Annotated in this window: 24 protein-coding genes and 1 pseudogene; 6 read left to right on the forward strand and 19 right to left on the reverse strand. The window is 70.1% G+C overall.

Features of this window, described 5'->3' with window-relative positions; genetic code table 11:
- The 5 genes from D514_RS21015 to D514_RS21035 form a co-directional block, all read right to left on the reverse strand.
- A complete protein-coding gene (locus D514_RS21015) occupies nucleotides 1-810 on the reverse strand; it encodes a flagellar motor protein MotB (RefSeq protein WP_031205354.1) in 810 nt (269 codons plus the stop codon).
- Complete coding sequence (locus D514_RS21020) at nucleotides 807-1,616, reverse strand: motility protein A (protein WP_017828232.1); 810 nt, start codon at nucleotides 1,614-1,616, stop codon at nucleotides 807-809. Before D514_RS21020 ends, D514_RS21015 begins: the two co-directional genes overlap by 4 nt.
- Nucleotides 1,616-1,864, reverse strand: coding sequence for a flagellar FlbD family protein (locus D514_RS21025; protein WP_017828233.1), 249 nt, complete (start codon nucleotides 1,862-1,864; stop codon nucleotides 1,616-1,618). The genes D514_RS21020 and D514_RS21025 overlap by 1 nt, the downstream gene beginning before the upstream one ends.
- A 144-nt stretch (nucleotides 1,865-2,008) precedes the next feature.
- Nucleotides 2,009-3,709, reverse strand: coding sequence for a long-chain-fatty-acid--CoA ligase (locus D514_RS21030; protein WP_017828234.1), 1,701 nt, complete (start codon nucleotides 3,707-3,709; stop codon nucleotides 2,009-2,011).
- 43 nt (nucleotides 3,710-3,752) lie between these two features.
- Nucleotides 3,753-4,151, reverse strand: a complete 399-nt coding sequence (locus tag D514_RS21035; RefSeq protein ID WP_017828235.1) for a hypothetical protein — start codon at nucleotides 4,149-4,151, stop codon at nucleotides 3,753-3,755.
- A 62-nt stretch (nucleotides 4,152-4,213) separates the two neighbouring features.
- Here D514_RS21035 and D514_RS21040 point away from each other — a divergent pair, with 62 nt between their 5' ends.
- Entirely contained in the window at nucleotides 4,214-4,579 is a 366-nt protein-coding gene (locus D514_RS21040; RefSeq protein ID WP_017828236.1) for a cupin domain-containing protein, read from the forward strand.
- 42 nt (nucleotides 4,580-4,621) lie between these two features.
- Here the strand turns inward: D514_RS21040 and D514_RS21045 are convergent, their stop codons facing one another.
- Nucleotides 4,622-4,903 (reverse strand): helix-turn-helix transcriptional regulator, encoded by a 282-nt coding sequence (locus D514_RS21045; RefSeq protein ID WP_036322669.1) that lies wholly within the window; start codon nucleotides 4,901-4,903, stop codon nucleotides 4,622-4,624.
- 143 nt (nucleotides 4,904-5,046) lie between these two features.
- Between D514_RS21045 and D514_RS21050 the strand changes: the two genes are divergently transcribed.
- The 5 genes from D514_RS21050 to D514_RS21070 all read left to right on the forward strand — a co-directional run bounded on the left by D514_RS21050 (nucleotide 5,047) and on the right by D514_RS21070 (nucleotide 9,938).
- Nucleotides 5,047-6,348 carry an NAD(P)-binding domain-containing protein gene (locus D514_RS21050; protein ID WP_017828238.1) on the forward strand — a complete coding sequence of 434 codons (1,302 nt, stop codon included), beginning with the start codon at nucleotides 5,047-5,049 and terminating at the stop codon, nucleotides 6,346-6,348.
- A gap of 94 nt (nucleotides 6,349-6,442) precedes the next feature.
- Complete coding sequence (gene trxB / locus D514_RS21055; protein WP_017828239.1) at nucleotides 6,443-7,423, forward strand: thioredoxin-disulfide reductase; 981 nt, start codon at nucleotides 6,443-6,445, stop codon at nucleotides 7,421-7,423.
- Nucleotides 7,420-8,517, forward strand: a complete 1,098-nt coding sequence (arsB, locus tag D514_RS21060) for an ACR3 family arsenite efflux transporter (protein WP_017828240.1) — start codon at nucleotides 7,420-7,422, stop codon at nucleotides 8,515-8,517. Before trxB ends, arsB begins: the two co-directional genes overlap by 4 nt.
- Nucleotides 8,514-9,506, forward strand: a complete 993-nt coding sequence (locus D514_RS21065) for a metalloregulator ArsR/SmtB family transcription factor (protein ID WP_017828241.1) — start codon at nucleotides 8,514-8,516, stop codon at nucleotides 9,504-9,506. Before arsB ends, D514_RS21065 begins: the two co-directional genes overlap by 4 nt.
- A gap of 24 nt (nucleotides 9,507-9,530) precedes the next feature.
- Nucleotides 9,531-9,938 (forward strand): arsenate reductase ArsC, encoded by a 408-nt coding sequence (locus D514_RS21070; protein WP_017828242.1) that lies wholly within the window; start codon nucleotides 9,531-9,533, stop codon nucleotides 9,936-9,938.
- A 57-nt stretch (nucleotides 9,939-9,995) separates the two neighbouring features.
- Here D514_RS21070 and D514_RS21075 read toward each other — a convergent pair whose 3' ends face one another.
- From D514_RS21075 to fliS, 13 genes and pseudogenes are all read right to left on the reverse strand, one after another.
- Entirely contained in the window at nucleotides 9,996-11,156 is a 1,161-nt protein-coding gene (locus D514_RS21075; protein ID WP_031205357.1) for a flagellar hook protein FlgE, read from the reverse strand.
- Nucleotides 11,157-11,408: 252 nt separating this feature from the next.
- A pseudogene (locus D514_RS39135) lies at nucleotides 11,409-11,627 on the reverse strand (flagellar hook capping FlgD N-terminal domain-containing protein); the annotation flags it as partial.
- 14 nt (nucleotides 11,628-11,641) lie between these two features.
- The gene (locus D514_RS21080; protein ID WP_031205359.1) at nucleotides 11,642-13,090 is read right to left on the reverse strand and encodes a flagellar hook-length control protein FliK; all 1,449 of its coding nucleotides are present in this window, start codon (nucleotides 13,088-13,090) and stop codon (nucleotides 11,642-11,644) included.
- Nucleotides 13,087-13,509 carry a hypothetical protein gene (locus D514_RS21085; protein ID WP_017828244.1) on the reverse strand — a complete coding sequence of 141 codons (423 nt, stop codon included), beginning with the start codon at nucleotides 13,507-13,509 and terminating at the stop codon, nucleotides 13,087-13,089. Before D514_RS21085 ends, D514_RS21080 begins: the two co-directional genes overlap by 4 nt.
- Nucleotides 13,506-14,801, reverse strand: a complete 1,296-nt coding sequence (locus tag D514_RS21090; protein ID WP_017828245.1) for a FliI/YscN family ATPase — start codon at nucleotides 14,799-14,801, stop codon at nucleotides 13,506-13,508. The genes D514_RS21085 and D514_RS21090 overlap by 4 nt, the downstream gene beginning before the upstream one ends.
- Nucleotides 14,798-15,403: a FliH/SctL family protein gene (locus D514_RS21095; protein WP_081603822.1), complete on the reverse strand. Its 606-nt coding sequence runs from the start codon at nucleotides 15,401-15,403 to the stop codon at nucleotides 14,798-14,800. Before D514_RS21095 ends, D514_RS21090 begins: the two co-directional genes overlap by 4 nt.
- Entirely contained in the window at nucleotides 15,393-16,397 is a 1,005-nt protein-coding gene (gene fliG, locus D514_RS21100; protein ID WP_017828247.1) for a flagellar motor switch protein FliG, read from the reverse strand. The genes D514_RS21095 and fliG overlap by 11 nt, the downstream gene beginning before the upstream one ends.
- A complete protein-coding gene (gene fliF, locus D514_RS21105) occupies nucleotides 16,394-18,016 on the reverse strand; it encodes a flagellar basal-body MS-ring/collar protein FliF (RefSeq protein ID WP_017828248.1) in 1,623 nt (540 codons plus the stop codon). Before fliF ends, fliG begins: the two co-directional genes overlap by 4 nt.
- Complete coding sequence (fliE, locus tag D514_RS21110; protein ID WP_017828249.1) at nucleotides 18,016-18,321, reverse strand: flagellar hook-basal body complex protein FliE; 306 nt, start codon at nucleotides 18,319-18,321, stop codon at nucleotides 18,016-18,018. Before fliE ends, fliF begins: the two co-directional genes overlap by 1 nt.
- Nucleotides 18,321-18,713, reverse strand: a complete 393-nt coding sequence (locus D514_RS21115) for a flagellar basal body rod protein FlgC (protein ID WP_017828250.1) — start codon at nucleotides 18,711-18,713, stop codon at nucleotides 18,321-18,323. The genes fliE and D514_RS21115 overlap by 1 nt, the downstream gene beginning before the upstream one ends.
- Nucleotides 18,710-19,051: a flagellar basal body protein gene (locus D514_RS21120; protein WP_017828251.1), complete on the reverse strand. Its 342-nt coding sequence runs from the start codon at nucleotides 19,049-19,051 to the stop codon at nucleotides 18,710-18,712. The genes D514_RS21115 and D514_RS21120 overlap by 4 nt, the downstream gene beginning before the upstream one ends.
- Before the next feature lie 112 nt (nucleotides 19,052-19,163).
- Nucleotides 19,164-19,460 (reverse strand): hypothetical protein, encoded by a 297-nt coding sequence (locus D514_RS21125; protein ID WP_017828252.1) that lies wholly within the window; start codon nucleotides 19,458-19,460, stop codon nucleotides 19,164-19,166.
- The gene (gene fliS / locus D514_RS21130) at nucleotides 19,457-19,843 is read right to left on the reverse strand and encodes a flagellar export chaperone FliS (protein WP_017828253.1); all 387 of its coding nucleotides are present in this window, start codon (nucleotides 19,841-19,843) and stop codon (nucleotides 19,457-19,459) included. Before fliS ends, D514_RS21125 begins: the two co-directional genes overlap by 4 nt.

Consider the following 19,843-nt stretch of genomic DNA (forward strand, 5'->3'; position numbering starts at 1 on the left):
TCAGGAAGACGGCTTTCCCGCCTGTGCCTGGGGGATGAGCGCGCGCACCTCCTCGTTCGCGTCGGAGAGCACGACGATGTCGACCCGTCTGTTCTGGGCCAGCGCCTCGGGAGCGTCGCCCGCGGCGACCGGGCGGGTGTCGCCGAAGCCGACCGACTTCAGGTGCGCCGGCGGAAGCCCCGAGGCCTCGACGAGGTGCCGCAGCACCTGGGTGGAGCGACCGGCGGACAGCTCCCAGTTGGTGGGGTACGGTGCGACCGATCCGCGGACGTCGGCGTGACCTTCGACCGAGATCTCGTTGGTGGCGGTGACCAGCACCGAGCCGAGCGCGTCCAGGACCAGGACCGCCTTCGCACTGAGGGTCGTGCTGTTCGTGTCGAAGAAGGTCTCGGCGCTCACGAGGCCGATCGTGAGGCCGCGCTCGTCGATCGTGAAGGTGACGTCGGCTTCGAGCCCGTTCTCGGCGAGGACCTGACGCAGCCGCTCACGCAGAGCAGACAGCTCGTCGAACTCGGTCTGCGCCGCGGCCAGGTCGACGTCGGCGAAGTCCTCGCCCTTCTCATCGACCAGCTCCGGTGGCACGACCACACCTGTGGTGGCGTCGATCTCGTCCGACGGCTCCTGCCCGAAGCCGGTCGCGAGGGAGGCGCTGAGAGCCTCGAACTTCTCCTGGTCGACCGTGGACATCGCGAACAGCACGATGAACATGCACATCAGCACGGTCACCATGTCCATGTACGACGCCATCCACCGCTCATCCGGACCGCTGTGCTCCTCTTGCGGCACGCGGCGACGGGCACGGACGCTCATGACGCCTGCTCCGTCTCCTCGGCTGCTCGGGTGCGGGCGCGACGGCCAGAGCGGGCGGAGGAGCGCTCGGACACGAGGGCTCGCAGGCGCTCTCCGACGAACTGCGGCGGGGCGCCGGCCTGGATCGCGAGCATGCCCTCCATGAGCACGGTCATGCGTTCGAGCTCGAGCTCGCCGAGACGCTGGAGGCGTCCGCCGATGGGCAGCCAGATGAAGTTGGCCGAGAGCAGACCCCACAGCGTCGCGACGAATGCTGTCGCGATCATGGGGCCGAGCGTGTCGGGCTTGTCGAGCTTCTCCAGCACGTGCGTGAGGGAGACGACGGTGCCGATGATGCCGACCGTGGGCGCGAAGCCGCCGAGCGTCATGTAGAAGCGTGAGGCGGTGCGGTTGCGGGCGGCGGTCGAGGTGAGCTCATCCTCCAGCAGCGTTCGCAGGTCTTCGGCGTCGGTGCCGTCGGCGATGCTCTGCAGTGCCTGGCGCAGGAACGGGTCCTTCTCGTCCTCGAGTCCCTGCTCGAGGGCGAGGAGCCCTTCGGCGCGCGCCTTCTCGGCGTAGCCGACCACCGTGTCGATCATGCTCGACGCGGTGCGGCGCTCGCCGCGGAAGGCGCGGGGGAGCGACTTGACCGCATGCAGCGCATCGCGCACAGTGCCGCTCGCGATGCCGACGGCGATCGTGGCTCCGAAGACCAGCACCATCGGGGCGGGGATCAGCAGCGATCCGATGGTCGCGCCTTCGAGGTTGATCATGGCGATCAGGGCGCCGAACGCGAGGACCAGTCCGAGGATGAGAGACGGATCCATCAGAGACCGACCTCGGAAGCGTGGGCGTCTGCGTCCGTTCCGGCGGTGCTGATCAGGGCGGCGGCCGTGGCGAGCACGCCGGCGCGGAACCGGGTGATCTGGGCGATCACGTCATCCATCGTCTCGGTGACCACGAAGGTCGCACCGTCGACCATGATGAGCGTCGTGTCCGGCGTTGCCTGGACGCGTTCGATCAGGTCGGGGTTCACCGCGAACCGCGAACGGTTCAGGCGCGTGAGGACGATCATGGGCTCCATCCTGGAAAGATCCGTCCGCGTTCCGGGGAGCGCGGACCCGACGGCCCGTCCTGGGCTGTCGGAGGTGACTGTCGGCTGGAGGGCGTCAGTCGTTAGTCGTGCCCGTGGCGGAGGATCCTCCGTGAGGGAGGACGATCAGCGCTCGGCGAGGAGGTGGTCCCGCACCTGCCGACGCAGCACCTTGCCGATGAGGGAGCGGGGGAGGTCGTCGACGGCGGTGATGCGGCGCGGCACCTTGTAGGGCGTGAGCCGGGTGCGGCAGAAGTCGCGCAGCGCGTCCACGTCGAGAGCCGCGCCGTCGCGGAGCACGACGGCGGCGGCGACCTCTTCCCCGCCATGAGGTCGCGGAAGACCCACGACTGCGGCAGCCACGACATCGGGGTGCGCGATGAGGGCGTCTTCCACCTCGCTCGGCGACACGTTGAAGCCGCCGGTGATGATGAGCTCCTTCAGGCGGTCGACGATGCTCACGAACCCGTCGGGGGAGACCTGGGCGATGTCGCCGGATCGGAGCCAGCCGTCCGGCAGCAGGGCGTCGGCCGTCTCGCCGGGACGCCCCCAGTACCCCTGGAAGACCTGCGGGCCGCGGATGAGGAGCTCACCGGGTTCGCCGGAGGGCACGTCGACCGTCGGGTCAGCGGGGTCGACGACGCGGATCTCCGTGCTCGGAAAGGGCACGCCGACGGTGCCGGGACGACGGGTGGGACCCATCGGGTTGCCGAGCGCGACCGGTGAGCTCTCGGTCATGCCGTAACCCTCGACGAGCAGACCGCCTGTCGCCTCCTCCCAGCGCTTCACGGTGGCCACCGGAAGACTCATCGCTCCGGAGATCGCGAAGCGCACGGTCGAGAGGTCGATGGTCCCCCGGGAGGCTGCGCGGGCGAGAGCGTCATAGATCGGCGGCACAGCGGGAAGGAAGGTGGGAGGCGTCGAGCGCGCCGCCGCCGTGACCAGTCCCAGATCGAACGCCGGGAAGAGCACGAGCCGGGCCCCGATGCTCATCGCGAAGGTGAGGCACAGCGTCATCCCGTATGCGTGGAACAGCGGCAGCACACCGTAGAACGTCTCCTCGCCGTCGACGAGTCCCGGCACCCACGCTCGTCCCTGCATTGCGTTGGCCCGGAGGTTCGCGTGCGTGAGGATCGCTCCCTTCGGGACTCCCGTCGTTCCGCTCGTGTACTGCAGTAGGGCGACGTCGTCGAGTGTCGGCGCCGGCACCCGCCGTGAGATCCGCCGGTGATCGGCGAGGCTCTTCCAGGTGACGAGATGCCGCGCCTTCGGGGTGCCGGTGAGCTTCGCGCGGGCCTCGCGTGCCCGGGGCAGGGGCAGTCGCAGGGCGAGGCGCTTCGACAGCGGCATCGCCGCGGTGATGTCGACGCTCACGATGTGCTCGACCCTGACGTCGGTGGGGAATCCGGCGATCGTGTCGACGGCCTTGTCCCACACGATGGCGACGCGTGCGCCGTGATCCTCGAACTGGTGTCGCAGTTCGCGCGCGGTGTAGAGCGGGTTGTGCTCGACCACGATCGCACCCAGTCGCAGGATCGCGTAGAACGCGACGACGTGCTGCGGGCAGTTCGGCAGCACCAGAGCGACGCGGTCGCCGGCACCGACCCCGAGCCGGCGCAGGCCCTCAGCGGCGCGCTCGACCTGCTCTCCGAGTTCCCGGTACGTGGTCACCGCTCCGAAGAAGTCCAGCGCCGGGCGTCGGCCGAACGCCTTCACGCTCGCCGACAGCATCTCCGGCAAGGTCTGCGACGGATCCTCGATCTGCGCGGGGACGCCCTCCGCGTAGGAATCGAGCCAGGGCCGGGAGGCGAGGGGAGAGTCGGGCATGTCTCCATCCTCCCCCGGGATCGCGCTTCGCGGGTGCTGTGCCTCAGCCGACGAACAGCAGGATGATCGACACGGCGACCGCGGCCGCGCCGACGCCGGCCAGGGTGATCCCGAGCACCTGGAGCGCGTGGAGGAGGGGTCGTCGGGGTTCGAACCTCATCAGGCGCGGGTGTCGGGCGCTGATGAACGCGTCGGCGTCCTCCCTGCCGCGCCAATGGACCGACTCCTCCGCGCGGAGCGGCCGCTCCCAGAAGTCTCCGGCGGTGAACCAGCGGGCGCGCGCCCGGCCGTCCTCCTCCTCGACGATGATGACCTCGTGGGGCAGCCAGGGACCGTCGTGCACCTTCACCAGCAGCACGATCGTGAGCAGGGGGAGCCCGACACCGAGTCCGACCCATGAGAGGATCTCGGCGATCATCCCGACAGCATCGACCGCGTCCATGACCGCCTCCGTTCTCCCAGAGACGACAGTACCGGCGAAGTCGGGCGTCCTAGGCTGACGAGATGAACGAAGATGTGCGGAATGTGCAGGCGGCGCTGGCGACCATGACCGAGCATTGGCAGCCGCACCGGCTGACGAGCGTCAACGACTACGACGTCAAGGTCGTGAAGCTGCTCGGAGAGTTCGTCTGGCACACCCATCCCGATACCGACGAGCTCTTCATGGTGGTGCACGGGCGTCTGACGATCCAGTTGCGCGATCGTGATGTGGTGCTGGGGCCGAACGACGTCTTCGTCGTTCCGAAGGGCGTCGAGCACTGCCCGCGAGCCGACGAGGAGGTGCAGGCGATCCTGTTCGAGCCGAAGGGCACCGTCAACACGGGCGATGCCGGGGGAGAGATGACGTCGGAGCTCCGGGAGTTCGGATAGGTCGCGGGGCACGGCTGCGGCGGTGCGGTGGTGCGGTGATGCTCAGACCGCGCGGAGCGCGGCGGCTGCGGCCTCCATCGCGTCGGCGTTCAGCGCGAAGTACGCCCACTTGCCGCGCTGCTCTCGCGTGACCAGACCGGCTTCGGTCAGGAGCTTCATGTGATGGGAGACCGTTCCCTGCGAGAGGCCGACGGGCTCGGTCAGGTCGCAGATGCAGGCCTCACCGCCGGACCCGGCGGCGATGAGCGACAACAGTCTGACCCGCGTCGGGTCTCCCAGCGCCTTGAACACCCGGGCGACGCGCTCTGCATCCTCGACGGTCATCGTCGCGGTGACAGGAGGGACGCAGCAGGTGCGGGCTTCGATCGTCGTCGGCAGGGTCACCCGTCCATCCTGTCACGTATTGACAATCTTCGATAGGTGGGGGACAGTCTTCATATTGAAGATTCTCAATCTGAGGAGATGTGATGTCTGAGCTTCCCGTCGTCGTCATCGGAGCCGGCCCCCAAGGCCTCGCCGCCGCGGCGCATCTCGTCGAACGCGAGGAGGACGTGGTCGTCGTCGAGCGCGGCCGTGGTCCCGCGGCCGCCGTATCCGAGTGGGGTCACGTGCGCCTCTTCTCTTCGTGGCCGGAGCTCACGGACGCGGCCGCGCGCCGCGTTCTCGAGCCGACCGGTTGGACCGCGCCCGCGGCGGGGTATCCCACGGGGGCGGAGTGGGTGAGCGGCTACCTCGCGCCGCTCGCGGAGGTTCTGGGCGAGCGGATCCGGTACGCGACGACAGTCACAGGAGTCGCACGTCAGGGACGCGACAAGGTCGTCGACGGAGGGCGCAGGAGCCAGCCGTTCGTCGTGCATACGGTCGACGCCGATGGTCGGGAGTCCCGACTCCTCGCTCGCGCCGTCATCGACGCGAGCGGCACCTGGGGTCTTCCCAACCCGGCCGGGGCCGATGGCTTCCCGGCTCTCGGAGAGGCCGCGGCGGCCGGCGCGATCTCCTATCGGATCCCGGCCGATGTCTCGGAACTCGCGGGTTCGCACGTCGTCGTCGTGGGGGCCGGGCACTCCGCCACGCATGCCGTGCTGCGCCTGAGCGAGCTGGCACGGCGCGCCCCGGGAACACGGGTGACGTGGATGCTGCGCCGGGGGAGCGCCGCGAACGTGTTCGGTGGCGGTGCCGGCGACGAACTGCCGGAGCGCGCGGCTCTCGGCTCTCGCGCACGAAAGGTGATCGACGACGGAGTCGTCGACCTGGTGACCGGATTCCGCGTCGCCGAGTTCCGGCAGGAGGCCGACGGTCTGACGGTCATCGCCGAAGACGGGCGCGTCGTCAGGGGCGTCGGGCGCATGTTCGCGCTCACGGGTTTCCGGCCTGACCTGCAGATGCTGCGCGAGCTCCGGACCGACCTGGATCCCACGCTCGAAGCCGTCGCCGGTATCGCATCCGAGATCGATCCGAACATCCACTCCTGCGGATCCGTGGGTGCGACCGGGGCGCGTGAGCTCGTGCAGCCGGAGCGAGGATTCTTCATCGTCGGCGCGAAGTCCTACGGTCGGGCGCCGACCTTCCTCGCGCTGACGGGCTTCGAGCAGGTGCGCAGTGTCGCCGCTCACCTCGCCGGCGATCACGAGGCAGCTGATCGCCGCGAACTCAGGCTTCCGGACACCGGGGTCTGCGGAGGGTCCGGCGACTTCGATGACAGCGCGGGCAGCTGCTGCGCCGCCCCCTCCACGCTTCAGATCGGTGCGCGGCCCGTCGTCGTCGGCTGAGGGTGGGTGGGCGATGCCTGTGCGCCAGGTGACGAACAGGTGAACTGCTCCGGCAGCGGTTGCCCTCGATATCGATGAGTGTCAATATAGACGCATGTCGATTCAAAAGGTTGAGCTGGTCATCATCGGGTCCGGCCCGGCGGGGTACACCGCGGCCGTGTATGCCGCACGGGCGGGGCTCGCGCCCGTGGTGCTCGCCGGTTCCGTGACCGCGGGCGGCGCGCTGATGACCACGACCGAGGTCGAGAACTTCCCCGGGTTCGTCGATGGCGTGCAGGGGCCCGAGCTGATGGAGTCGATGCGCGCGCAGGCGGAGCGCTTCGGGGCCCGCATCCTTCTCGACGACGCGATCCTGGTCGACCTCGACGGCCCCGTCAAGACCGTGGAGACGGGCTCCGGCGAGACCTTCCTCGCTCGCGCCGTCATCCTGACCATGGGCTCCGCCTACCGCAAGCTCGGCATCGCGGATGAGGAGAGGCTCACCGGCCGCGGCGTCTCGTGGTGCGCCACGTGCGACGGCTTCTTCTTCCGCGAGCAGGAGATCGTCGTCGTCGGCGGCGGGGATTCTGCGATGGAGGAGGCGCTGTTCCTCACCCGCTTCGCCTCGAAGGTCACCGTCGTGCACCGTCGGGGTGAGTTCAGGGCCTCGAAGATCATGGCGCAGCGCGTGCTCGACCACCCCAAGATCGAGATCGCGTGGAACAGCGAGGTGGCAGGCCTCATCGGCGCGGAGAAGGTGGAGGCGGTGGAACTGCGCGACACCGTGACCGGTGCCGAGCGGAAGCTGCCGGCCACGGGAGTCTTCGTCGCCATCGGGCACGATCCGCGCTCCGAGATCGTCGCCGGACTCATCGACACGGATGCCGACGGCTATGTGCTCGTCGAGCACCCCTCCACTCGCACGAACGTATCGGGAGTCTTCGCCGCCGGTGATCTGGTCGATCACACCTACCGCCAGGCGATCACCGCCGCAGGCACCGGATGTGCTGCAGCACAAGACGCCCAGCACTACCTCGCGGCTCTCGACGAGGCAGAGCCCGTCATCGCGGAGAAGCGGGAGGCGCTCCTCGCATGAGCACCGCAACCGTACCCACCACCGCACCTTCCGCGCGCCGACTGTCGACCCTCGACCGGTGGTTGCCGCTCTGGATCGGCCTGGCCATGATCGGCGGCATCGTCATCGGCCGCTTCATCCCCGGCGTCTCCGACCTCCTGGCCCGCCTCGAGGTCGGTGGGATCTCGATCCCGATCGCCCTCGGCCTGCTGGTGATGATGTACCCGGTGCTCGCGAAGGTCCGCTACGACAAGGTCGCTGCTGTCACCGGAGACAGAAAGCTTCTGATCTCGTCACTGGCGCTCAACTGGCTCGTCGGCCCGGCGCTGATGTTCGCCCTCGCCTGGGCGTTCCTGCCCGACCTGCCCGAATACCGCACGGGCCTCATCATCGTGGGGCTCGCGCGCTGCATCGCCATGGTCGTCATCTGGAACGACCTCGCCTGCGGCGACCGCGAAGCGGCGGCTGTTCTCGTCGCCATCAACTCGGTCTTCCAGGTCATCGCCTTCTCGCTGCTCGGCTGGTTCTACCTCACCGTCCTCCCGGGTTGGCTCGGGCTCGACTCGCAAGGGTTGGACATCTCGATCGGACAGATCGCGCTGAACGTCCTGATCTTCCTCGGCATCCCCCTCGTCGCGGGATTCGCCTCCCGCTTCATCGGGGAGCGTACGAAGGGACGCGACTGGTACGAAGAGAAGTTCCTTCCGAAGATCGGCCCCTGGGCGCTCTACGGCCTGCTGTTCACCATCGTGCTGCTGTTCGCCCTGCAGGGTGAGCAGGTCACGAGCCGTCCGTGGGATGTCGCCAGGATCGCACTCCCGCTGCTGGCGTACTTCGCGCTCATGTGGTTCGTCGGCCTGTTCACCGGCAAGGCGCTCGGCCTCGGATACGCACGATCGTCGACCCTGGCGTTCACGGCCGCCGGCAACAACTTCGAGCTCGCGATCGCCGTCGCCATCGGCACGTTCGGTGCGACATCCGGCCAGGCCCTCGCCGGGGTCGTGGGCCCGCTGATCGAAGTCCCGGTGCTGGTCGGGCTCGTCTACGTCTCGCTCTGGGCCGCCCGGCGCTGGTTCCACACCGACCCGTACACCGCTGAGAGGATCTCGTCATGAATGTCACCCCGACGATCGCAGACGACACCTGCAGTCCCGTCGCCACGCATGCGATCGGGCAGGAGGCTGCCTCCTCGGTTGCTGCGACGTTGAAGGCGCTGTCGGATCCGCTGCGGCTGCGGATGCTGTCGGCCATCGCGTCCGACCCGCGCGGAGAATCGTGCGTGTGCGACCTCGCCGAGCTCGCCGAGGTGTCGCAGCCGACCGTGTCTCACCACCTCAAGGTGCTCAAAGGCGTCGATGTCCTCACCTCCGAGCGGCGAGGAACCTGGGTCTGGTACCGGATAGCCCCGGGCCGGCGCCGCGCGGTCACGGCATTGCTGGACTCGTTCGCACCCGCCACGGTCGCGCCCTGGAGCGTCTCCGCCGACGACGAGGGTCGGCGCCCCGACTTCGACGCGCGCGTCACCCGTCTCGCCCATGAGCTTGCCGCGGAGGTTCCGGAGCTGGATTCCGACGTCGTGCTCACGACCGTCCGCGAGTCGTACACGGCGCTCGCGCGCAGCGCCCGCGTCACCTCCGCTCTCGTGCCGCTCACGGAGCGCTTCGCGCGTCAGCGCCTCGCCGACCTCACCCGCGATCGCGATGCCGCGGTCCCGCAGGTGCTCTTCGTCTGCGTCGCCAACGCGGGGCGTTCGCAGCTCGCCGCCGCGCTCGTCAACAAGCTGGCGGCCGGCAAGGTCGTGGCTCGCTCGGCAGGATCGGCCCCCGCCGACGTCATCCACCCGCACGTCCGCTCGATCCTCGCGGAGATCGAAGGCGACCTGGCCGCCGAGCGCTTCCCGAAGCCTCTCACCGACGACGCGGTCCGTGCAGCCGATGTCGTCATCACCATGGGGTGCGGCGACGTCTGCCCGATCATCCCCGGCGTCCGCTACGACGACTGGGCCGTCGGTGATCCCGCCCTCGCCTCGCGGGAGGGCGTCGAAGCCATCCGCGACGACATCGCCGCACGCGTGCGCGCGCTCGTCGACGACCTTCTTCCCTGACCACATCTCTCACCAGGAGTCACCATGACCGACACGACCACCACGCCCTCCGTCCTCTTCGTCTGCGTGCACAACGCCGGACGCTCCCAGATGGCAGCCGGGTTCCTCCGCGATATCGCGGGCGACCGCATCGAGGTCCGCTCCGCCGGCTCCATGCCCGCCGACCAGATCAACCCCACCGCAGTGGAAGCCATGGCGGAGCTCGGCATCGACATCACCGCCGAGCAGCCCAAGGTGCTCACGACCGAGGCCGTGCAGGCGTCGGATGTGGTGATCACGATGGGCTGCGGCGACGCGTGCCCGTTCTTCCCCGGCAAGCGCTACGAGGACTGGAAGCTCGACGACCCGGCCGGCCAGGGGATCGACGCCGTGCGGCCGATCCGCGACGACATCCGGGCGCGCATCGAGCAGCTGGTGAGCGAACTGCTCTGACCGCAGGCGGCGGCGCGGCGGTGCGTGACCTCACGCGCCGCCGCGCCGCCCCACGGCTCAGCGCTTCAGGTTCGTGAGCTCCTGCAGCACCTCGTCGCTGGTGGTGATGATGCGGGCGTTCGCCTGGAAACCACGCTGCGCGACGATCAGATTGGTGAACTCCTGCGACAGGTCGACGTTGGACATCTCGAGCGCGCCGCTGATGATGCCGCCGAGGCCGTCGGTGCCCGCCTGCCCGAGCGTCGGCTCGCCGGAGTTGCCGCTCGGGCGGTACTGCGACGAGCCCGCCTTCTCGAGTCCTCCCGGGTTGACGAATCCTGCCAGGGCGACGCGGGCGAGCACCTCGGTGTCGCCGTTGCTGAAGGTGCCGACGAGGCTGCCGTCGTTCATCAGCGCGTACGAGCTCAGGGTGCCGGCCGGCTTGCCGTTCTGCTCCTTGATCGCGACGTCGCTGACATCCGCGAACCCGGTGACGGCGGAGAGGTCGACCGTGACACCGCCGGAGACGATGGCGGAGGCCGCCGCCTGCTTGCCGTCGGTGAACGTGAGGGCGGTGTTCGTGCCACCAGGCTCGGTGACGCTCCAGCCCGTGGCGGTGCGGGTGAAGGTGAGGCGCAGCGACGTGGCCGTGCCCTCGGCGTCGTAGGTCTTGATGTCGCGCACCAGCTGCTCGCCGACCGCTGCGCCGGAGGGCAGGTTGCCGGTGACGCGGGCGGTGGTGGTCGCGGTCGCGGGGCTCAGCGCGCCGACGGGGAGCCTGATGTCGCCGATGCCCTGACCGGGGACGATCACGCCGTTCTGGGCCGTCCAGCCCTGCACGAGCGCGCCGTCTGCCGAGACCAGCTTGCCGCTCGCGTCGAACGAGAATCCGCCGTTGCGGGTGTACAGGGTCTCGCCGCCCGAGCGGACGACGAAGAAGCCGTCGCCCGCGATCATGAGGTTGGTCGGCACGCCGGTGGGCTGCGGTGCCCCGGAGGCGAAGTTCGTGCTGATGCCGGCGACCTGCACGCCGAGACCGACCTGGGCGGGGTTCTGACCGCCGACCGCCTGCTGCGGCATCATCGAGTTGCGCACGAGCTGCGAGAGCGAATCCTGGAACTGCACGGCCGAGGCCTTGAAGCCGGTGGTGTTGACGTTGGCGATGTTGTTGCCGGTGACGTCGAGCATGGTCTGGTGCGAACGCAGACCCGAGATTCCTGCGAACAGAGAGCGGAGCATGGTGATGCCTTTCTGGAAGGGACTGGTCAGGACTGCGAACGGGGGGGCGAGGGAGACGCCGGAGACGGCGTCGAGAGGGATGGATGCGTCGCCGATGGTGACGAGCGGAACGGCGCCGGCGTAGGAGACCGAGGTGACGATGCCCTTCTGGGTGACGCCCTTCTCATCGACGTACTGCGCTTCGTGGCCGATCAGCGCGGCGGCCGTCTGGCGCATGCTGAGCGCGAAGCTCTCGGTCGAGGTCGCCGTGAGCGCGGTGAGCTGCTCCATCGAGGCCAGCTGGGTGGTCTGCGAGATCATCTCGTTGGTGTTCATGGGCGAGCTGGGGTCCTGGTTGGTCAGCTGCGTCACCAGGAGTTTCAGGAAGACCTCCGAGTCGAGCGTCTTCTTGCGCTCGGTCGGGGGAGTCGTGCTGCCCGTCTGCACTGCGGAGGGCGGGATGGTGCCGGAGATGGGGTCGACCGTGGTCATGGATTCCTCTCGGATCAGGCGAAGACGTCGATGCCGCCGTGCGGCGAGATGAGGGGGATGGGGGATGCCGGATCGGTCGGCGATGTCAGCTCGGCGGACGCTCTGTCGCCGGACGAGGGATGTGCTGCGTCTCGGCCTCTCGCGTCACCGGCTCCCGGCTCGCCGCTGCTCGTTCCGGTCGTGGCACCGTTCGAGGAGCCGGTCCCGCCTCCGGAGCTGTGGGGCCCGGAGTGCTGCGGGTTCGAGGATGCGGGCCCGTCGTCCGAGGTCGACAGCAGGAGCGAGGCCTGCGGTGCCGCGGCTGCGAGGTCGCGGCGCAGGTCGACGAGGATCGCGCGCAGCGCCTCGCGACCGAGGTCGTTCGGGGCGTGCAGCTCGATGTGGATGGCCCCACCCGAGATGTGTGCGCGCACGGTCACAGGACCGAGGTTCTCCGGCGACACCGTCAGGGTGAGGCTGTGGTCTCCGTCCGGAGCCTGCGCGAGCGAGATCACGGGTGCGGTGATCTGCGGGAGCAGTGCCGGCCGTGGGGCGGCGGCAGCGGCCGGGACTGCGGCGGCGACGGGCATCGGCGAAGGAGTACTGCCGACGGCCGCGGGCGGAACGGGCGCGTCACCGGTGGATGCCGAGGCCGCGGGGGCGGGAATGGACGTCGAGATCGCGGGCGCGGCGGTCGTCCGGGCGTCCGGGGAGAGTGCGGGAGGCACCGCGTCCGTCTCTGGTGCTCCTGCGTGAGCGGTCGGGACGGGGCCGCTCGGCGCTCCGGTGGCGACGGGGATCCCGCTGATCGGACCACTGCTGACGCCGAGGCGGGAGGCCGTCGAGGCAGTCCGGGGCAGGGCCTGCTCCGCCGTGCCGCGCACGGCCGTCGCCGTGGGCCCGGCGGGGTGCGACGCAGCCGTGGCCGGAGCATCGAGGGCGGAAGTCGTCGTCGCGAGTGGGAGGCTCTTCGTCGTCGCGGAGACCGCGGTCTGGGCGGGGGCAGTCTCGACGGGGCCGGCCGGTGCGGCCGTTCCCCCGGTAGCGGCAGGTGCTCCGCCCGAACCGGCGGATGCGGCGGACTCCGCTGCCACGACCGCGACCGTGACCGCTCCTTCGGGGGCATCCGCCGCCTCGGCCCCCTGTGGTGCCGGCATCATCGCGGCGGGCACCTCGCCTCCGGTGTCACCGATCGGGACCGCGCTCGCGGGGAGCACGAGAGCCGGCTCGGGCAGCGGGACGATCGCCGGCGGGGTGTTCGTGGCGGGGGTGGAAGGAGCGGCGGGGGAGGCATCCGCGGCGTCGGAGTCCGTCGATGCTCCGGCGAACGTCCCCTCCGCGGCGTCGGAGTCGACGCGGGAGGCGTCCAGGATCACGTCGGCGAAGGCCGCGGCCCCCGGGGTGATCTGCCGGGAGGGCGAGGGGGAAGCCGCTGCGCGCTGGAGCCGCGGATCGAGCAGGTCCACGATGCCGAGAGAGGTCATGCCTGGTCCTCCGCACGGATGCGCGAACCGATCTCGTCGCGCTCCGCCTGTTCTGACTGCAGCTCGGCCGTCCGCACCTGCAGAGCGTGCGCCTGGGAGAGACGGTCGAGTCCGCGCATCGCCCTCCTCGCCTCGGCGTGCTCCGTTCGGGCCAGATCGACCGTCTGCTCCTGCAGCTCCGAGAGGGTCGTGAGATCGGCCAGAAGGGTTCTGCCGGCCACTCTGGCTGCGGCGAGGGCGGCGAGGGAGCGCACATCGACGGCCTCGCTCCCGACGCCCGACAGGTGGGCGCGCAGCGACCGGTCGCGGGCCTCGGTGTGTTGGGCGTCGATCACCGCGCGGGAGAGTCGCTGGGCGGCTGCGCGCTCCTGGATCTCGCGCACGCGCAGGAGCCCGGCCAGGGAGAAGGACCGCGTCATGACACTCCTTCGAAGGAGGCGACGAGATCGTCGAGACGGCGCCACGATTCGCCGATCTCGCTCGTCTCGTCGAGGGGCTGGGTGAGGAAGGCGCTGATCGCCCTCTCGTGGGCGATCGCCGCGTCGATGCGGGGGTCCGCTCCGGGCTGATAGGCGCCGATGTCGATCAGGTCGTTCGCACGACGACGAGCCGCGAGCACGGCTCGGAGCGTGGCGGCGTGCGCTCTGCGCTCGGGGCCGGTGATCTTGCCGGCCACCCTCGAGACGGAGCCGAGCACGTCGATCGCCGGATGGTGACCCGACAGCGCGAGTGCGCGATCGAGCACGACGTGGCCGTCGAGGATCGACCTGACGGTGTCGGCGATCGGCTCGTTGTGGTCGTCGCCGTCGACGAGCACGGTGTAGATGCCGGTGATCGAGCCGCGCGTGTCCGTGCCCGCCCGTTCGAGCAGTCCCGCCAGGAGTGAGAACGTGGAAGGAGGATAGCCGCGGGTGGCAGGAGGCTCCCCGGCCGAGAGGCCGATCTCGCGCTGCGCCATCGCCACGCGGGTCAGCGAGTCCATCATGAGGATGGCATGGGCCCCGTCGTCGCGGAAGGCCTCGGCGATCCTCGTGGCGGTGTACGCCGCACGGATGCGCGCCATGGCCGGTTGGTCCGATGTCGAGACCACGACGACGGAGCGGGCGAGCCCTTCCGGTCCCAGGTCGTCTTCGATGAACTCGCGCACCTCGCGACCGCGCTCGCCGACGAGGGCGATCACGGTGACCTCCGCCTCGGTGCCGCGCGCGATCATCGACAGCAGGGAGGACTTTCCGACCCCCGATCCGGCGAAGAGTCCGACGCGCTGGCCGCGGCCCACGCTGACGAGGGTGTCCAGGGCCCGCACGCCCAGCGGAAGCGGTGAGTCGATCCGGTCGCGGCCCATGATCGAGGGCGGCGCGTGATCGAGGCTCACCGGGATGACGCCCGTCAGTGGTCCCTTTCCGTCGATCGGCCGGCCGAGGCCGTCGAGGACCCGTCCGAGCAGAGCAGCACCGGTCGGTACGCGCAGCGCCCCTCCGCGTGATCGCGCGGGGGCGCCGACCGTGAGACCTGCGACCGGGGCGAGCGGCATGCAGCGCAGTCCGCCCTCGCCGATCGCCACGACTTCGGCATCCATGCCGTCGAGTGCCACGACGTCGCCGACCGCGCCCTCGAGACCGCGCACCTGCACGCTCAGCCCGCGCACCTGCGACACCTCGCCGATGCGCTCCGGCCGCACCGCTTCGCGCACCGCCGCCCAGACACTCATACGCCGGCCTCGGCGACGGCGTGGCGGGCGCGCTCGAGCGCACCGGCGACACGGGCATCGATGCGACCGTGGGCCAGGACCGCGACGGCGTCGCCCCGGTCGAGGGCGTCGTCGGCGACGAGGGCGATCCCGGCGAGGTCGCCGGCGGATTCGCGGAGTGTGCGCAGGTCGTCCGGGTGCAGTCGTACCTCGCGGACCTCGGCGGGGTCGGCGCCGGAGAGAGCGCGCCGTGCGGCGACCGCGGCGGAGGCGCCGGCGTCGGAGAGTTCGCCGACGACGATCAGCTCGGCGAGCTCGATCGCACAGCGCACCACCTGGTCGTGCGCGGCGGCTGTCAGCTCGCGTTCCCGATCGCCCAGCGAACGTGCGGCCGCGTGCAGCGCCGCCACAGCGTTCTCGAGCTCCCGGGCCGCAGCCGCCTCGCGGGCGGTCCTGGCCTCTTCCGCCGTGCGCTGCGCGACCTCGGCCTCGGCGCGGCCGACACGGAAGCCCTCCGCATGTCCGTCGGCATAGCCGCGCATCCGCGCCCTGGCATGCTCCTCGCCGCCCTCGCGTCCGTCGAGACGCGGGAACAGCACCGGCGAGAACGCGTCAGTAGACATACTCGTCCTCGTCGGCGCGTTGCACCGTGATGTCCCCGGCCGCCTCGAGCGCGCGGATCGTGCGGACGATCTCGGCTCTGGCCTCTTCGACCTGCGACACGCGCACGGGGCCGAGCGTGCGGGCCTCCTCGTCGAGGTTCTCCCTGTTGCGTTCCGAGACGTTGCGGCGGATGAGGTCGGCGATCGGCTGGTGCGCGCCCTTCAGCGCCAGCGCGAGCGAGCGGATGTCCATGCCCCGCAGCACACGCTGGGTGTCGCGGTCGTCGAGTTTGACGATGTCGGCGAAGGTGAACATGCGCGAGCGGATGTCCTCCGCGAGGGCGCTGTCCCGGTCTTCGATGCTCGCCAGCAGTGCCTTCTCGACTGTTGCTCCCGAACGGGCGATGATCTCGACCAGAGGCTCCACCCCGCCCAGCACCTCGGGGGTGTCGCGTGCGGCGAAGGTCCCGGTCCGCGCCTTGAGCGCATCGGCCACGATCGCGATCGCCTCCTGCGACGCGGTCCCCATCGTCGCGATCGCGTGGGCGACATCGGTGCGCGTGGGGTCGGGCAACGCGGCCAGGACCGCTGCGGCGCGGTCGGTCGGCAGATGGGCGAGCACGAGGGCGACCGTCTGCGGGAGCTCGCCGTCCAGCAGCGTCGCCAGCTGCGCAGGATCGGCGGACCCGAGGAACTCGAAGGAGGAGTTCATCGAGGACGAGCCGACCCGGCCCAGCACGGCAGCCGCGCGCTCGGCGCCGAACGTCGCCTCCAGCAGTCCCGCGGCGATGTCGCGGCCGCCACGGGCCGGTGGCAGGTGTCCGGAGGCGATCCGGTGGAACTGCCCGAGAGCCTGCGCTGTGGTCGCCGCATCCAGGTTCTGCAGGTCGATGATCTCGGCGGCGACGGCCTCCGCCTCGGACTCGGAGAGGTGCTTCATCACCTCGATGGCCTGTGCGCGATCGAGGTTCATGAGCACGACGGCCGCCGTCTGCCGATCGGTCAGTCCGGTCATACCTGCTGCCTGTCGTCGATGAGGGTGCGCAGCAGGTCGGCGGTGCGCTTCGGGTCCTGCCGGGTGAGGGAGTCGATCTCCGCGCGGCGGCGCTCGAGACTCACCTGCGCGGGCTCGGGCGCCGGTTCCGGTTCGGGGTCGGGCGCCGTCTCGAGGAACGCCAGCGGCGTGGTCGGCGACTGATCGATCGCCGCGGTCGCCCCGGCGTCGAGGGCGGAGAGCGCGGGCGGGCGGGCGCCGAAGAGCTGCTCGAACTCGCTGTCGGCGCTGCTGCGTCGGCGGGCACGCATGATCAGGGCGGCGAGGGCGGCGAGCAGCGGGATGGCGATCGCGGCGGCGATGATGAGGGTGTTCAGCAGCACGGCCTGGCGTTCGGCGCCCTCGGCGTCCTTCGCGGCCTGGAGGGCGGCCTGCGCCGCTTCGGAGCTGGTCTGGTTGAACGAGACGAGCTCGACGGCGATCGAGTCGCCGCGGTCGGTGTCGATCCCGGCCGCGGTCTCGACGAGGTCGCTGAGCTGCGCCGTGCTCAGATCGCCGCCCGCCCCCGCATCGACCGCGACCGAGACCGACTGACGAAGCAGGGATCCGGCCGGCGTGGAGGTGCTCTGCGTGCTCTTGTTGACCGCGTTGGTCTTCGACGTCTCCGTGGACTCGGAAGTGCCGTCGCCGTCGGCCGACGGAACCGCGATGTTGTCGGGCCCGAGCACTCCGGCATTCGAGCTGGAGCCGTTCTGCGTGTCGGTCCTGGTCTGCTCGGTGAGCGGGGGAGCGCCCTCGGCCGGGGTGTAGGTCTCTTCGACGCGCTCGTTGACGGAGTGGTCGATCTCGGCGACGACGGTCACCTTGGCGTTGCCCGGTCCGACGACGGTGTCCAGCATCTGCTGCACGTTCGCCGTCACGCGCGCCTCGTAGTCGCTCGCCTGCTGGTCGATGCCGCCGGTGGTCCCGACTCCCGCGGCCGAGAGGGTCTGACCGCTCTGGTCCACGACGGCGACGTTCTCCGGCTTCATGCCGCTCACCGCTGCGGAGGTCAGATGCACGATCGCCTCGACCTGCTTCGGCGAGAGCGTCGAGCTGCCGGAGGTCTCCACGAACACGGAGGCGGTGGGGTCGACGGTCTCCGAGACGAAGACGCTCTCCTCGGGGATCGCGAGCTGGACCGATGCCGCCGTCACGCCCTTGATCGATGAGATCGTCGCGGCGAGTTCCCCCTCGATCGCGCGCTTGAAGGTCACGGACTGCTGGAACTCGCTCGTGGTGACGCCCATCTTGTCCAGCAGCGAATAGCCGCCGGAGCTGGTGCCCGGGAGTCCTGCCGAAGCGGCGGCGAGTCGCTGGTCGTAGACGTCCTTCTCGGGCACGAGCACCGTCGCACCGCCGTCGGCCAGTTCGTAGGGCACCGACGAGGACCGCAGCTGCTCGACCACGGCGTTCGCATCCGAGGCGCTCATCCCGGAGAACAGCGGCGTGTACGTCGGGCGGCTGAGCCAGCTGGAGAGGGCGACGATCCCGAGCGCGAGCACGGCGACGCCGATGATGGCGATCGTGCGCTGCGCGAGCGAGAAGCCCGCGATCACGCGCCCGATCCGCTGGAACACGTTGGTGACGGCCTGGGGCATCAGGCTTGCATCCGCATGATCTCGTTGAACGCGTCGACGCCCTTGTTGCGCACGGCGGCGACGAGTTCGAGGGTGACCGCCGCGCGGGAGGACGCGATCATCGCGGAGTGGATGTCATCGAGGTCGCCGGTGACCGCGGCGACCTTGAGCGTGTCCGACTCGGACTGCAGCGACCTCAGCTCGTCGATGGCACCGGTCACGCTGCTCGCGAAGGCGCTGTCGTCGGTGGCCTTCGCCGATGCGGGGGCGGGCGCGGCGAGCGTGAACCCGGAGGAGATGGCTTCGATGCCGGCGAGTGAGGCCATCAGCTGCGTCCGATCTGCAGGGCGGATTCGTAGGAGTTGCGTGCGCGGTCCACGATGGCCGCGCTGGCCTGGTAGCCGCGCTGGGCGAGGATGAGCTGGCTCATCTGGTCACCGAGATCGATGTCGGGGTAGCGCACGTAGCCGTCCGCGTCTGCGAGGGGATGGTCGGGCTGGTGCACGAGCCGTCCCTGCGCGCTGCCCTGCGCGGTGCCGGCCACGTAGACGCCGGGGGACTGATCGCTCGTCTGGGCGAGGATGTACCGGGCACGGAACGCCGCACCGTCGCTCGGAGCGGCGGTGTTGATGTTGGCGATGTTGTCGCTGATGGCGTCGAGCCATTTGCGGTGCACCGTCAGTCCGGTGCCGGCGATGCCGATCGCGTCGAAGGTCATGAGGTCCTCATCGCGGTGCGCATCGATGTGAACGAGCCGTTCACGGCCTGCGTCGCGAACTGGTAGCGCAGCATCGTGTCGATGCTGGAAAGCGTCTCGGTGTCGAGGTTGACGTTGTTGCCGTTCAGGCGTGTGGGCTCGAGCGAGGTGCCGACCGTCGCCGCGACCCGACCGTCCCCCGCATCGATCGAGCGTGCGAGCGCCTCTTCGAACTGCACACGCTTGGCGTGGTAGTTCGGGGTGTTGATGTTGGCGATGTTGTCGGAGATCGCGCGCTGGCGCTGCGCGAGGCCGTCGAGCGCGCTCGTCAGCGCGTTGATGGTCACAGAATCGAACACGAACCGGCTCCCCGTGTGTGGCTGGTGTGGCCGATCCATGGCCGAGTCTTGCGAGCCATCCGTGCTCTCCCTGCTCTATCGGCAGGATCTTCCGCGATGTTAGAGAGCGGTCTCACCCGTCGACGTCGAGATAGGCGGGCTCCTCCGGGCGGCGGGTGCTCGGGATCCGGCTCACGGCGCCCAGATGCTGACGCAGGCCGTCGAGGTCGGCCCGCGTGCGCTCCATCGCCGCACGCTGGAGCTCGACGACGTGCCTGGCGCGGTCGGCGAGAGCGGCGGGCAGCGGTGTGGTCGGCGGGGTCCACGGGGCGATGTCGGTGTCGGCAGCGGTCCCGGGGGCGGCGGCGAGGATCCGTCCGGCGTCCTGTTCCAGCCGGTCGAGCATCGCCGTCCACTCGTCGAGGCTCATGATCGCGCCTCGGCGACCGTGCGGGCGGCCTCGTGCCACGCCTCCCGCAGGGGGGCGATGATCTCGTGACAGGCACGTGTGCGCTCGGGGTCGCGACCGATGTTCGCTCCGATGAGGGTCTGCGAGAGGAACACGTACAGCGAGCGCAGGCCGGCGCTGCCGCTCCACTCGTCGGTGAGCGACGACGACAGTTCCGAGACGATCGCCTGTGCATGCTGGAGCTGGGCGTTGGCTTCCTCCCAGTCCTCGGAGCGCTGCGCGCTCTCCCCGCGCTCGATGTCGAGCAGGAGACGGTCGTAGAGCATCGTCACCAGGCGCTCGGGCGGTGCGGACAGCACGGCGTCGTCGCGGTAGCGCTGTTGGGCGCGCAGGGCGGCGTTCAT

Origin of the sequence: Microbacterium sp. UCD-TDU, from assembly GCF_000340625.1 — a bacterium.
Lineage (GTDB): Bacteria > Actinomycetota > Actinomycetes > Actinomycetales > Microbacteriaceae > Microbacterium > Microbacterium maritypicum.